The sequence below is a fragment of the Neobacillus sp. plas4 genome, assembly GCF_057221695.1.
In genome coordinates this window covers 4,696,395-4,710,058 of record NZ_CM170152.1, presented here as the reverse complement: position 1 = coordinate 4,710,058, position 13,664 = coordinate 4,696,395, and the positions used below count along the sequence as shown (strand labels likewise).

Annotated in this window: 14 protein-coding genes and 1 other RNA gene; 8 read left to right on the top strand and 7 right to left on the bottom strand. The window is 38.7% G+C overall.

Features of this window, described 5'->3' with window-relative positions:
* Positions 1–282: 282 nt before the first annotated feature.
* Entirely contained in the window at positions 283–597 is a 315-nt protein-coding gene (locus AC2TFD_RS23770; RefSeq protein WP_335513659.1) for a hypothetical protein, read from the bottom strand.
* 88 nt (positions 598–685) lie between these two features.
* Complete coding sequence (locus tag AC2TFD_RS23765; protein WP_335513657.1) at positions 686–1,141, bottom strand: universal stress protein; 456 nt, start codon at positions 1,139–1,141, stop codon at positions 686–688.
* Between the two features lie 104 nt (positions 1,142–1,245).
* Here AC2TFD_RS23765 and AC2TFD_RS23760 point away from each other — a divergent pair, with 104 nt between their 5' ends.
* From AC2TFD_RS23760 to ald, 3 genes are all read left to right on the top strand, one after another.
* Positions 1,246–1,398, top strand: coding sequence for a hypothetical protein (locus AC2TFD_RS23760; RefSeq protein WP_335567167.1), 153 nt, complete (start codon positions 1,246–1,248; stop codon positions 1,396–1,398).
* A 143-nt stretch (positions 1,399–1,541) separates the two neighbouring features.
* Complete coding sequence (locus tag AC2TFD_RS23755; RefSeq protein ID WP_335567166.1) at positions 1,542–1,946, top strand: hypothetical protein; 405 nt, start codon at positions 1,542–1,544, stop codon at positions 1,944–1,946.
* 104 nt (positions 1,947–2,050) lie between these two features.
* The gene (ald, locus tag AC2TFD_RS23750; RefSeq protein ID WP_335513655.1) at positions 2,051–3,172 is read left to right on the top strand and encodes an alanine dehydrogenase; all 1,122 of its coding nucleotides are present in this window, start codon (positions 2,051–2,053) and stop codon (positions 3,170–3,172) included.
* A 242-nt stretch (positions 3,173–3,414) separates the two neighbouring features.
* On the opposite strand, the gene ssrS is transcribed toward ald, so the two are convergent.
* A non-coding RNA gene (gene ssrS, locus AC2TFD_RS23745) (6S RNA) lies at positions 3,415–3,611 on the bottom strand.
* Positions 3,612–3,667: 56 nt separating this feature from the next.
* Complete coding sequence (locus tag AC2TFD_RS23740) at positions 3,668–4,762, bottom strand: M24 family metallopeptidase (RefSeq protein ID WP_484674097.1); 1,095 nt, start codon at positions 4,760–4,762, stop codon at positions 3,668–3,670.
* Positions 4,763–4,926: 164 nt separating this feature from the next.
* Between AC2TFD_RS23740 and AC2TFD_RS23735 the strand changes: the two genes are divergently transcribed.
* From AC2TFD_RS23735 to AC2TFD_RS23725, 3 genes are all read left to right on the top strand, one after another.
* On the top strand, positions 4,927–5,607 hold the full coding sequence (locus AC2TFD_RS23735; protein ID WP_484674096.1) for a metal-dependent hydrolase: 681 nt from the start codon (positions 4,927–4,929) through the stop codon (positions 5,605–5,607).
* A 62-nt stretch (positions 5,608–5,669) separates the two neighbouring features.
* Positions 5,670–5,903: a hypothetical protein gene (locus AC2TFD_RS23730; protein ID WP_335513650.1), complete on the top strand. Its 234-nt coding sequence runs from the start codon at positions 5,670–5,672 to the stop codon at positions 5,901–5,903.
* Between the two features lie 134 nt (positions 5,904–6,037).
* The gene (locus AC2TFD_RS23725; protein ID WP_335513648.1) at positions 6,038–7,357 is read left to right on the top strand and encodes a DRTGG domain-containing protein; all 1,320 of its coding nucleotides are present in this window, start codon (positions 6,038–6,040) and stop codon (positions 7,355–7,357) included.
* A gap of 266 nt (positions 7,358–7,623) precedes the next feature.
* Here the strand turns inward: AC2TFD_RS23725 and AC2TFD_RS23720 are convergent, their stop codons facing one another.
* Entirely contained in the window at positions 7,624–7,935 is a 312-nt protein-coding gene (locus AC2TFD_RS23720; protein WP_335513646.1) for a YtpI family protein, read from the bottom strand.
* A gap of 93 nt (positions 7,936–8,028) precedes the next feature.
* Between AC2TFD_RS23720 and AC2TFD_RS23715 the strand changes: the two genes are divergently transcribed.
* A complete protein-coding gene (locus AC2TFD_RS23715) occupies positions 8,029–8,973 on the top strand; it encodes a DHH family phosphoesterase (RefSeq protein ID WP_335513644.1) in 945 nt (314 codons plus the stop codon).
* Between the two features lie 224 nt (positions 8,974–9,197).
* On the opposite strand, the gene ytrI is transcribed toward AC2TFD_RS23715, so the two are convergent.
* Positions 9,198–9,701 (bottom strand): sporulation membrane protein YtrI, encoded by a 504-nt coding sequence (ytrI, locus tag AC2TFD_RS23710; RefSeq protein WP_335513642.1) that lies wholly within the window; start codon positions 9,699–9,701, stop codon positions 9,198–9,200.
* Positions 9,698–10,033, bottom strand: coding sequence for a sporulation membrane protein YtrH (ytrH, locus tag AC2TFD_RS23705; RefSeq protein ID WP_132093129.1), 336 nt, complete (start codon positions 10,031–10,033; stop codon positions 9,698–9,700). Before ytrH ends, ytrI begins: the two co-directional genes overlap by 4 nt.
* Before the next feature lie 175 nt (positions 10,034–10,208).
* Between ytrH and dnaE the strand changes: the two genes are divergently transcribed.
* Entirely contained in the window at positions 10,209–13,571 is a 3,363-nt protein-coding gene (gene dnaE, locus AC2TFD_RS23700) for a DNA polymerase III subunit alpha (RefSeq protein WP_484674095.1), read from the top strand.
* Positions 13,572–13,664: the final 93 nt, after the last annotated feature.

The window sequence follows — 13,664 nt, the reverse complement described above, 5'->3', positions numbered from 1 at the left end:
GATCGAAAAAGGGTTTTGGGTCAATGCAGGGGTCCTGGAGTGACCGAACCTGATTATCCAAGCATTTGGGTAACTATAGAGGATTCCAATAATCATACCAAAAGAGCTGGCTCACTCGCCAGCTCTTTTAGTGTCCAGCTCCAGCGCCCTAGCGGCTAGTGTCCTTCGGTCTCCGCCCTACGATGAGTCAACATCGAATCGCCTCCGGCTCTTCGTGTTTCCTTTATCTCAGTTGGAGCCCTCCAGGCCATACGCCGCTGAGCAGGGCGCTTCCGCTTTTCTTCATTGGTGCATTTTATCTGATACAGTTTGATTTGCTCGATACCAGAGCCATAAATCGTTAATAATCGAAGCCAGTTCAGCTATTTCACTGTTTAATTCACATGAGGTTTTAAAGTTACTCTCTTCAGATAATTGTGCCTGCTTTTGATTGATCATTTTTTCAAGGTCAGCAATTCTATCTGGAATGCTGCCTCTGATTTTTTCCCAATGAAACAGGATAGCATGCTGGGTTTCATCACTTAATTGTGCCCATTCCATTGTTAAGTTAGGAATAGGAATACCAAGACGTTGATCAAAGGAAAAATGTTCTTTCAATGTGATAGCCTCCAAGACGGTTATTACCTTATTCTACAACACATCAAGAAAGCATTCACGAATTAATTAGAGCTTTTCTTAAAACTAGTTAAAGGCTGGAGCTTTTTTGTGAACGGACTACGAGGACATCACATGGGGCATAACGAGTTATGTGTTCAGAAACACTGCCAATTAAGAATCTTTCAACGGCATTCATTCCAGTCGCACCGCAAATAATTAGATCTATAGGGTGCATTTTAGCCATTTCCTTAGGTATTTTCACTTTAGGTGAGCCATACTCAATTTCATACTGAACGTGGACCACACCAGCAGCTAATGCTTGTTCTTGATATTTTTCAAGCATATCGATCGCAAGTTTGTTTGCTCTGTCAGCAATATCTGGGTCATAAGAATCAATTACTAGAAAGGACCTTGTGTCGATCACATGTGCCAGTAACAATTTAGCATTGTTTTTTTTCGCGATTTCAATCGATTTTTCTAATGCCCACTCCGATTCTTTTGAACCATCAATCGCAACTAAAATATGGTCATAATGAACGCCCATTGTAATCCCTCCTCATTTAAATTATACAATATTTTCTAGGAGTAAGATGTTTCAATTTTTCGAAAAATAAAAGGGTATTAATTCATTGAAGGGAGATCGAAAATATGTTTAAACAGGAGCCTAGTAAAACTTTTGAATTTAATGAACATGGAGCTAATGAGGTAAGTGAACAAATCATGGATTCCTATAATAGTGGATTCATCGGTCAGGATTTTGGAGTAACAAACGAGGATAAAGCACAGTACACAGCTGAATAGGTATTTACAGGCTCGCCAATCGGCGAGTTTTCCTATGTATATGTCTATTAAATTTCTTGCAGCGGGACATTTACCCAAGAATCTCTTTTTAAGTCTGCATATTCTTTTAATGTGTTAGTAATAAAAATGAGGAGGAATATAAAATGCAAGAAATTGCTAATTATATGGAGTCAATTGATCAAAACGACCAAAGGTTTGGTCACCATGGATTTGGTGGGTTTGGTCACGGGTTTGGAGGGTTTGGTCATGGGTTTGGATTTGGAAGACCAGGGTTTGGATTTGGAAGACCGGGGTTTGGATTTGGAAGACCAGGATTTGGATTTGGCAGACCATTTGGATTCGGCTTTGGCAGACCATTTGGATTCGGCTTTGGTAGACCATTTGGATTCGGCTTTGGTAGACCATTTGGATTTGGATTTGGATTACCATTCTTAGGGGGATTAGCACTGGGGGCAGCATTATCCCCATGGTACGGATATGGATATGGATATGGGTACCCATATTACGGATACCCATATTATGGATATCCATACTATCCTTATTTTTAATATTAGTAAAAATTATCGGCTCCATAACTTATTGCTTGGAGCCTTTTCTATTATATTATGATAAAATGAAAGTGTTTTCAAAGTTTATATTAGGAGGTTTGTATATGCGGATCGGCGTTCCTAAAGAGATAAAAAATAATGAAAACCGTGTTGCAATGACACCGGCTGGGGTTTTCAATATATTGAAATTCGGACATGAGGTTTATATTGAAAAAGGAGCAGGCCTAGGTTCTGGATTCACAGATGAAGACTATGCGTCAGCGGGTGCAAAAATAGTAGAAACGGCATCGGAAGCCTGGTCAATGGAAATGGTGATGAAGGTTAAAGAACCCCTCTCAAGTGAATACCCATATTTCCGTGAAGGTTTAATTCTATTTACATACTTACATTTAGCTCCTGAGCCTGAACTAACGAAAGCCTTAATCGATAAAAAAGTAGTAGGTATTGCATATGAAACGGTACAACTTCCAAATAAATCATTACCATTATTAACACCAATGAGTGAGGTAGCCGGAAGAATGGCGGCACAAATTGGCGCCCAATTCCTTGAAAAGGTTCATGGAGGGAAAGGTATTCTGTTATCAGGAGTCCCAGGTGTACAAAGAGGAACCGTTACCATCATCGGCGGCGGCGTGGCAGGTACAAATGCAGCGAAAATGGCAATTGGGCTAGGAGCAAAAGTTACCATTATCGACCTGAATCCAGACCGTCTTCGTCAATTGGATGATATTTTTGGATCAGAAGTGACAACCCTTATTTCTAATCCATATAACATTGCAGAAGCAGTAAAAGAATCAGATGTAGTAATAGGAGCCGTACTTATACCTGGAGCAAAAGCACCTAGGCTGGTAACGGAAGAAATGATTAAATCTATGAATCCAGGAAGTGTGGTTGTGGACATTGCCATTGACCAAGGCGGTATTTTCGAAACAACTGATCGAATTACCACACATGATAACCCAACATATCTTAAGCATGGGGTTGTTCATTATTCTGTTGCAAATATGCCTGGAGCGGTACCAAGAACTTCAACTATGGCCTTAACAAACGTAACTGTTCCCTATGCAATCCAAATTGCAAATAAGGGATATAGGCAGGCATGCCTCGAAAATGAAGCGTTATTAAAAGGGATTAATACACTAGGCGGCTTTGTAACCTATGAAGCAGTGGCAGAAGCACATGGTCTCCATTATTCAGATACAAAAACATTACTTGGACAAATATAAAACAAATTAAGGCTCTTTTCTTAAACCGTATTGCTTTATGGAACTAAATTTAATGATTTTGCTAAGTTTCCGCAGAAAATAGAATAATTCCAATAAGAGAAGAGCCTGCAAACAAAATTCTAAAGCCCAAAATTACTATTTTCACGTTAAAATCGGCTTTAAGATTTTAACAACAATCTATACGAAAACAGCTTAAATAAAAAAGCCAGCTTCATTACGAAGCTGGCCTTAGAAATATTAGTGATAGAGCCGCATTTGCCGTACCTCATATAAGAAAGTTTTAAACCACCACTCCTCAAAGTGGGTGTTCGCAAAAGCCCTTCTGCATGTCCTCCATGTCGTATAGACAGAGGCTTGTCATTACAGCTTCGATAATAAAACTCCCTTTTACAGCTTAAAGGTTAAAACTTTATTATCACTACGAGCAACGCAGCTTGTATAAGTATCTTACTGCAATTCCTGTAAAAGTTCAATGGTAAAAAAATCAAATACCTACTAAATAATTTGTAATTCTTTAGGGAATTTGGTTAAGACTTTTACTCCATCAGCCGTAATATACACATCATCCTCGATACGGACCCCTGCTACTTCTGGTACGTAAATCCCTGGCTCAATCGTATAAACCATTCCTTCTTCAATTACCAATTGGTTTGTTTCTGTCATTGAAGGATATTCATGGACACTAATCCCAAGTCCATGTCCAAGTCGGTGCGGGAAATATTCTCCATAGCCAGCATCTGAAATGATTCTTCTTGCTGTTAAGTCAACCTCAGCAGCCGTAACACCAGGTTTACTAGCCTCAATCGCTGCTAATTGAGCCTTTAGAACGGTGTCATAGATTTCCTTTTGTTTTTCATTTATATCGCCGTAGGCAACCGTTCTTGTAATATCTGAGCAGTAGCGGTCTACAACAACGCCTAAATCAAATAAGACCAAATCACCTTTTTGGATTTTTGCAGCTCCTGGATTGCCATGTGGTGAAGCAGCATTTGCACCGGTAAGCACCATTGTCGAGAATGACATTTCGGTAACCCCTTTTTTCTTAAGGGCATACTCAACGGCATTGAGGACGTCTAATTCTGTTTTTCCTTCTTCAATTTCACTGCACCCGACTTCAATGGCATAATCAGCCAAAGCACATGCTTCTTCAATTATTTTTAGTTCCTTGGAATCTTTAATCATTCGCAGTTGTCTTAACTTTTCTTCTGCTGAAACAAAAGCAGCATTCGGAAATAGAGCGGTTAAGTATTCAAACCGTTCAACATTCATATGTTCTTTTTCAATGGCAACTTTACGAACGTTATGAATTCTTTTATTGATCGACTTATGTACTAATTCCCATGGATTTTGGATATCGCTATAGCCGATGATTTCATGATTCCAACCAGAAGCTTTTACATCATGCACTTCCATTCCTGGACATACAAGGAATGGTCCTTCTTCTTGGAATACAGCTAACCCTAATAAACGCTCGTGAGGATTTGAGAAAAATCCGCTTAAATAAAAGACATTCTCAGTTGAACTGACGAAGCTAACATCAACTCCATTTTCCTTCATCCATGCTTGAAGTTTTGTTACGCGATGATTCATATTATGACCTCCTAAATAAAAACTCCTACATGAGCGTATCAATTTTAAATCCATGTGTAAATATAGCATGTACTAAAACAACTATTTTAAGGATATAAATGATGAAGGAATTTAGAACTTTGTATGGAAGTAATTAATGATGAAACTTTGGAGGAGATGAGCAGATGAAAGTATCTTATCATGGACATTCGGTAGTTCAAATTGATTCAAACGGAAAAAAGATCATTATTGATCCTTTTATCAGGGGTAACCAATCAACTGATTTAAAAGTAGAAGATGTGAACCCAGATGTGATTCTCGTAACGCATGGTCACAATGATCACGTCGGCGATACCGTAAAGATTGCCAAACGAAATAATTCACTTGTTATTGCCAATCATGAGATTGCTACCTTCCTAGGATGGCAAGGAGTAAAAACACATGGTATGCATATCGGCGGTTCACGTCAATTCGATTTTGGAAAAGTTAAATTAACACAAGCTTTTCATGGTTCCAGCTATGAAACGGAAAATAATGAACTGATATATTGCGGTATGCCAGCAGGAATTCTTTTTATGGCAGAAGGAAAAACGATTTATCATGCAGGTGATACCGGGTTATTTTCAGATATGAAACTTATTGGTGAAAGACATCCGATAGATGTAGCTTTCTTGCCAATCGGAGATAATTTTACAATGGGGCCAGAAGACGCGGCATACGCAGCAAAATTACTAGGGGCAAAAATGGTTGTTCCCATCCATTACAACACATTTCCGCCAATTAAGCAGGATCCTTTCCAATTTGTTGAAATGCTTGAAAATAAAAATGGAAAAGTACTCGAACCAGGAGAATTTATTGAGTTATAAGACTTTTTTCTCCCTTTCATGCATAAATTGAAACAAGCAGTAGTTGGAAGGGAGAGTAAAAATTGAAAAAAAACAGATATATACTATGCTTGTTGCTCTGTGGTCTAATGATTTATTTTGCTGTTCCAAGATTATCAGTTGGTGCAGAAGGCCTAGGAGGGATCTTTGCTCTAGCCTGGCTTGCATTTGCATTAATCGTAATGGCGGGAAATCTTACCGCACTGTTGTATAGTCCAAAAACTGCGGTAAGAAGCCGGAAGCAGCACAGTATAAACAAAAAATCACGTTCTTATTAAAAGTGATTTACTATGCAGAGGGAGCCTTGGATTTAGGCTCCCTTTGAATTTTTATAAAAGAATTTATGAAATTAATTAAAATAATGGTAAAATTGTATAATGATTATAAAGGGTAATAGAAATGGGTGAAGGACTTGGCTACAAAGCATGAACAGATTCTACAGTATATTGATGAGCTGCCTGTTGGGGAAAAAATATCTGTACGTCAAATCGCCAAGGCGATGAATGTAAGTGAAGGGACAGCTTATAGAGCAATCAAGGAAGCTGAAAATAAAGGGTATGTCAGTACGATTGAGCGTGTTGGTACCATCCGGATTGAACGGAAGAAAAAAGAAAATATTGAAAAGCTCACCTTTGCTGAGGTCGTGAACATTGTAGAGGGTCAGGTTTTAGGCGGAAGAACTGGTTTGCATAAGACGCTTAATAAGTTTGTTATCGGTGCCATGAAACTTGAAGCGATGATGCGCTATACCGGTCCAGATAACTTGTTAATTGTCGGGAACCGCTCGCAGGCACAGGAGCTTGCTTTGAAAGCAGGTGCTGCTGTTTTAATTACTGGTGGATTTGATACAGAAGACGATATCAAAAAATTAGCAGACAGTCTTGAAATGCCGATTATCTCGACTAGTTATGATACCTTTACCGTGGCAACGATGATAAACCGTGCCATCTATGACCAGTTAATTAAAAAAGAAATTATTCTAGTTGAAGATATCCTAACCCCGCTTACTGAAACATATTATTTGAAGACCTCAGATAAGGTTTCTAAGTGGCATGATTTTAATCAAGAAACCACTCATAGCCGTTACCCTGTAGTTGACCAGAACATGAAGGTACAAGGAATGGTAACAGCTAAGGATATTATGGGACAGGATGCAGAGACGATTATCGATCGGATTATGACAAAACAGCCAATGACGGTCTCGGGGAAGACGAGTGTTGCTTCTACAGCACATATGATGGTATGGGAAGGAATTGAAGTCCTTCCAGTTGTGGATGATTCTAACCGTCTTGAAGGGATTATAAGCAGGCAGGACGTATTAAAAGCACTGCAAATGAACCAGCGTCAGCCGCAGGTAGGGGAAACACTTGATGATATTGTTACAAATCAAATGGTATTAATGCGCGGAAGAGCAAAAGGCGAGGAAGTCTATACCTGTGAAGTAACACCGCAAATGACCAATCATTTAGGGACAATATCCTATGGAGTGTTTACCACCATTGTTTCAGATGCAGCGAACAGGGTATTACGTAGTTATAAAAAAGGAGACTTGGTCGTTGAGAACATGACCATTTATTTTTTAAAGCCAGTACAGATGGAAAGTGTTTTAGAAATTTATCCAAAAGTGCTTGATGTAGGCCGTAAGTTCGGAAAGGTTGACGTCGAAGTATTTAACGAAGGCATATTAGTCGGTAAAGCAATGATGATGTGTCAGCTGCTTGATCGGAATTAAGAAAAGCGCAAGCGCCCTCGGACCAAGCCAAAGTGCAGCTTGGTCCTACGATGATTATTCGAAGCAGCTTTTCTTAGTGGTCAGCGGTGTATGGCCTCCTCGTAAAAGCTAACGCTTTAGAGCCGGAGGCGCATTCGTGCTTGACTTATCGTAGGTAGGTAAAAATCCTGAAGGGATTTTTACTCGCGGAGAGCGAAGGACACTAGTCGTTAGGGCGCAGGAGCTGGACAGTAAAATAAAAAGCCGCTTTAACTAAGCGGCTCTCCTTACGATTTTGCATCAAGACCCTGAGCTTCCTCAATGGCAAATGGCAGGTAGTGTTTATACTTTTTAAAACCAACCCATGAAAACACACCGCCATACAAGACGAAAATGACAGATACGATAAAGGTAACAGTTGTTTCTGATATAAAGAATAAATGATTAATACCAAATAAGCAGACAAATAAACCAAGCGCAATATTGGATTTGGCTCCAAGCCATTTCTTTTCAACTGGACGGCTGCTTCTAAAGTACTTCGTTTTATAGAATAAGTAAAAAGCAAATAGAATCACAATAAAAAACACTAGAATAGTCATTAGATTTCCTCCAAGCCTAAAATTCTCTTGTTTATTGTACATATTATTTTACCAAAATACTAGACATGCTTCAAAAACTATAGAGGTGATACCATGAATGAAAAAATTCTAGAAATGATTGAACAATATGAAACCATTATTGTTCACCGTCATGTCCGCCCGGACCCCGATGCATATGGGTCCCAATGTGGATTAGTAGAAATATTAAAAGTATCTTATCCGAATAAAAAGGTATTTGCTGTTGGGAAGGAAGAAAAGTCGCTCCATTTCATGCGCCGTCTAGACTCTATTCCAGATGAGCTTTATAAAGGGGCATTAGTCATTGTTTGTGACACTGCAAATGAGGAAAGAATTTGTGACAAACGCTATTCATTAGGTGATAAACTAATAAAAATTGACCATCACCCTAACGAGGATCCTTACGGTGATTTACTATGGGTTGATACAACGGCAAGTTCATGCAGTGAGATGATTTATGAATTTTATTTATTTGGTAAGGACCGCGGTTTAAAATTAAATGACGAAGCTGCCAGACTTTTATTTGGCGGTATAGTGGGGGATACAGGAAGATTCCTGTTTCCAAGTACAACGGACAAAACCTTTGCCTACGCCGGGGAACTTATTCATTATAATTTTTCCCGTACTGAACTTTTTGATAAAATGTATGAACTCGACGACAATATTATTAAATTAAACGGTTATGTGTTACAAAACTTTGAAATGCAGAGTAACGGTGTGGCTTCTGTCCTTCTAACCAAGAAGCTATTGGAAGAATACAATGCTGAGCCGCCAGAGGCCTCCTTACTTGTTGGAACATTAGGGAATGTTAAAGGAATTAAAGCATGGGTGTTCTTCATTGAAGAGGAAGACCAAATCCGGGTTCGTCTCCGCTCAAAGGGTCCAGTCATAAATGGAGTTGCCAGGAAGTTTAAAGGCGGCGGGCACCCGCTTGCTTCAGGTGCATCCATTCATTCCTGGGATGAAGTGGATCTAGTATTAAAAGAGCTAAGTCAAGTGTGTGAAAACTTTTCTTCATAAAGTCTGTTTTCGTATTGATTGTTGTTAAAATCTTAAAGCCGATTTTAACGTGGAAATAGTCATTTTGCTCTTTAGAATTTAGTTTGTAGGCTCTTTTCTTATTGAAATTACTCTATTTTCAGCGGAAACTTTAGCATAATCATTATATAGTTCCATAAAGCAACAAAGGTTTAGAAAAGAGGCTCTATAAAAAAGAATCGACCCAAAATTGCGGGTCGATTCTTTTACTCTTCAAATTCGATTTCAAGCTGAATAGATAACGTGGTGAAGATTACCATTTCCTTAATTTTTAGTTTATATCTTTTATCCTGTATTTTAACGGTTTTAATATGAATGATTTTTTTTATTAATTCTCTGCTTTTATAAACGGTATCCATATCCTTTGCAATCATCATACTAATGTCATCTCTTACTGAGTCTTCTATTTCTGAAACACTTAGTGAGTCTAGCTTGTATTTTTCCGAATTTGTTATTTTTATATTGATTTTTTGAATCGTTAGCTGTTCAATTGTCCGTTTATTTATCTCTTTATATTCTTCCTGCCATATCTTCTTTTCGTTCTCCAGGTCAACAATCTTTTCGCTTTGTTTTTCAATGAGTGCGGTGTGTTCCTCCTGCCATACACCAAAAATATAAATGAAAATACACCAGCTGATCGCACCGCCGATCGCCATCCCGGCAAAAAGGCGCTGCCAAGCAGGTCTTCGATAAAATGGTGGGATTCTCACGATATATACTCCTGCGTTAACCAATTAATAATGAGTGCTCCTGTTTGGGCACCGCCTAATGCAGAAAGAATAATGAGAAGCTGCTTAAAAATATCTCTCGTTTCTGCGTTGAATAAGCCTCTCTCAAAGGTGTAGACGGCATCAAATGTCCCGCCAATCGCAGCGACAATTGCCCATATCCGTAAGTCTGTAGACAGTCGATATACAGCCGTCAGTGGTGGTTGTCCAGTTAGAAAGGCAGCGATTCCCCCTATTAAGGCACCGCCTAAAATAACTCCTAATGCAATAAAATAGCTCTCAATAAAAGTGGGAAAAAAACCAATCTCTTTCATCGCTTTAACCGCCCTTACTCCAATATCCTATGCATCATGTATATGGACAAACATCTCCGATTATGAATTATAAAAATAGGCGGCGTATGTAAGCTGTAAATAAGAACATATTTTCCTTTTTTCAGGTTTGGCTCTATAATAAGGATAAGAGATTTACTAGGAAGGGTTGACAAAAATGTCTTTTATTCACCTTCACGTATATAGTGCATATAGCCTGTTGTCGAGCACAGCTTCCGTTCCTGAATTGGTACATCAGGCAAAGAATAAAGGTTTCAAAGCTGTAGCGTTAACGGACAGAAATGTCATGTACGGAACGATTGAATTTTATAAGTTATGTTTAAAAAATAATATCCAACCCATCATTGGGTTAACAGTAGATGTTGAAAGTGAAATTGAAAAAGAAAATTCATACCCCTTAGTCTTACTTGCTGAAAATGAAATAGGATTTAAAAACCTTTTGAAAATATCAAGTGCTGTTCAAACAAAAGCAGAAAATGGTATTCCTTTTAAATGGTTAAAACATTATGCTGAAGGTCTTATTGCCATTTCTCCTGGTATAGAAGGGGAAATTGAACAAAATTTACTGAGTGATCACCGAGAACAAGCAATTGAAATCATAAAAAACCTTGAGTCTATCTTTGGCAAAGGTTCTTTTTTTCTAGCACTCCAAAATCATCAACTAGAGGAGGAAGCTACCTTAACAGATAGAATTCAAACGATAGCGAAAGAACTGAATACTCCGTTGGCAGCAACAAATCGAGTACATTACATAGAGCAAGACGATATGTTTGCTCATGAGTGTTTACTAGCAATAAAGAATGGGGACAAACTTCAGGATGACCACCGTGAGAAATTGGGCAGTGACCAATTTTACTTGAAAACTGCAAAGGAAATGATCGAAGGATTTTCTGATATACCAGAAGCATTAGAGAATACGATTACTATCGCTAGAAGATGCATGGTAAATATTGAATTGAACAAAACTTATTTACCTGAATTCCCAACTGAAAATGGCCAGCCAGCCGAGAAATACTTAGAAAAACTCTGTAAACAAGGATTACGGGAGCGCTTTGATTCTCCAACCGAAGAACACTTGGAGCGCTTGGCATATGAATTATCGGTTATTAACTCAATGAAATTCAGTAATTACTTTTTAATTGTTTGGGATTTTATGAGATATGCTCGTGAGAATGGTATTTTGACGGGTCCAGGAAGGGGCTCAGCTGCTGGATCACTTGTAGCCTATGTCTTGTATATTACCGATGTTGATCCCTTAGCCCATAATTTACTATTTGAGCGCTTTTTAAATCCTGAGCGGATATCAATGCCAGATATTGATATTGATTTTCCGGATCACCGACGGGATGAAGTGATAGAATATGTCGCAAAGAAATATGGTGAATTACATGTTGCACAAATCGTAACGTTCGGAACACTGGCCGCAAAAGCAGCGATTAGGGATGTCGGCAGGGCCTTTGGACTAAATACGAAGGAACTGGAGCAATTATCAAGAAGAATCCCAGCGCGCTTAGGAATAAATCTGGAAGACGCATACAAAGAATCGCAGCCTTTAAGAGCTTTTATTAATGAAAGCCCGATAAATCGCAAGCTTTATGAAACAGCATTGAAGCTAGAGGGGCTGCCTCGTCACACGTCTACACATGCTGCAGGCGTAGTGATTAGTGAGAAGCAGCTGATTGAATTAGTGCCTATTCAAAAGGGACATAATCATGTTTATTTAACCCAGTATTCGATGGAGTATCTTGAAGAAATCGGGTTACTAAAAATGGATTTCTTAGGTTTAAGAAATCTTACGCTGATTGAATCAATCGTATCCACGATTCAGAAGAAAACAGGGAGAAAGATCGATATAAAATCCGTACCATTACAGGATGAAAAAACGTTCGAACTTTTAGCAAGAGGAGAGACAACTGGTATATTTCAGCTGGAATCTGAGGGAATGCGAAAGGTTTTGACTCGTCTGAAACCCTCCCGTTTTGAGGATATTGTCGCAGTTAATGCGTTATATCGGCCAGGTCCAATGGAAAATATCCCTTTGTTTATTGATAGAAAACATGGAAAACAAGCTGTGGAATATCCCCATAAGGATTTGGAACCCATTCTGGAAAATACCTATGGAGTCATTGTATACCAGGAACAAATAATGCAAATTGCCTCCAAAATGGCTGGTTTTTCTCTCGGGGAAGCTGACCTGCTGCGGAGGGCGGTAGGTAAAAAGCAAAAGGATGTATTGGACAGGGAGCGGGATCATTTTGTCAAAGGTGCTTTAAAGAAAGGGTATGAAGTTTCACTTGCAAATGATCTTTATGATTTAATTGTACGATTTGCAAATTATGGCTTTAATCGAAGCCATGCTGTTGCCTACAGTATGATTGCTTATCAGCTTGCCTATCTAAAAGCAAACTATCCTCTCTATTTTATGGCTGGCTTGCTCACTTCAGCAATCGGGAATGAGACAAAAATAGCTCAGTATATCTTGGAAACAAAACAAAAGGATATAGATATCCTGCCTCCTTCGATCAATTACAGCGGGTATTCCTTCCAGGTAGAAAAGGCAGGTATTCGATATAGCCTCGCTGCCATTAAAAGTGTCGGCGCGCAAGCCTTAAGAGAAATCTTCCGAGAACGAAGAAATAAAAAGTTTGAGGATTTATTCGACTTTTGCACAAGAGTTTCATCCAAAGCAATCAATCGTAAAACCCTTGAGGCTCTAGTCCACTCTGGAAGCTTTGATGAATTTAACGAAGACCGGGCTGTCTTACTTGCAAGTTTGGATGTCGCCCTTGAACACGCCCAATTGTTTAAGGTAGACGAGTCAAGCCAAGTGGAATTATTTCCTGATGAATTTCAACTTAAGCCCAAGTATGTTCAGGTTGACCCTATTAGACTGGAAGATAAGCTGCTTTTTGAAAAAGAGGCTCTTGGATTCTACCTCTCAGACCACCCGGTATCGATCTTTGAAAAAGGGCTTAAACAAGCTGGTGCTTGTGTATTGTTTGAGTTATCAGCGGACCATAAACGAGCAGCTGCTGGAGTTTATGTTACAGCCTCACGGAAAATCCGTACAAAAAAAGGGGATTCGATGGCATTTTTAAATGTAAGTGATTCTAGCGGTGAAATGGAAGCTGTTGCATTTCCGATTGTATACAAGAAATATTCTCACCTTTTAGACCATGGAAAGTTTGCTGTGATAGAGGGGAAAGTAGAAGAACGAGATGGGAAGCTTCAGTTTATTATTCAGCAAGTAACTGAAATGGAAACATGGTTACGTACAAAAACGAAGAAGGAATCCATTTTATATCTAAAAATCGTTAAAGCAAAAGAAGATGAACAATCGTTAACCCATTTAAAGCAATTGTTTAAGGATAATCCTGGGGAAACGAATGTGGTTTTGCATTACGAGACTAGTAAAAAAACGATCAGGCTGGGGAGCGAATTTATGATTAAACCCAGCAATCATCTATTGGAAACATTGTGTGAATTTTTAGGAAATAAAAATGTTGTTTTGAAAGAATAATTCTTTACAACGCTTTCAAATGTGATATAGTTTAAATGATATGGGTGTGGTCTGACCACTAAAAAAACAACTTAGAATTACTAGTATTTAATG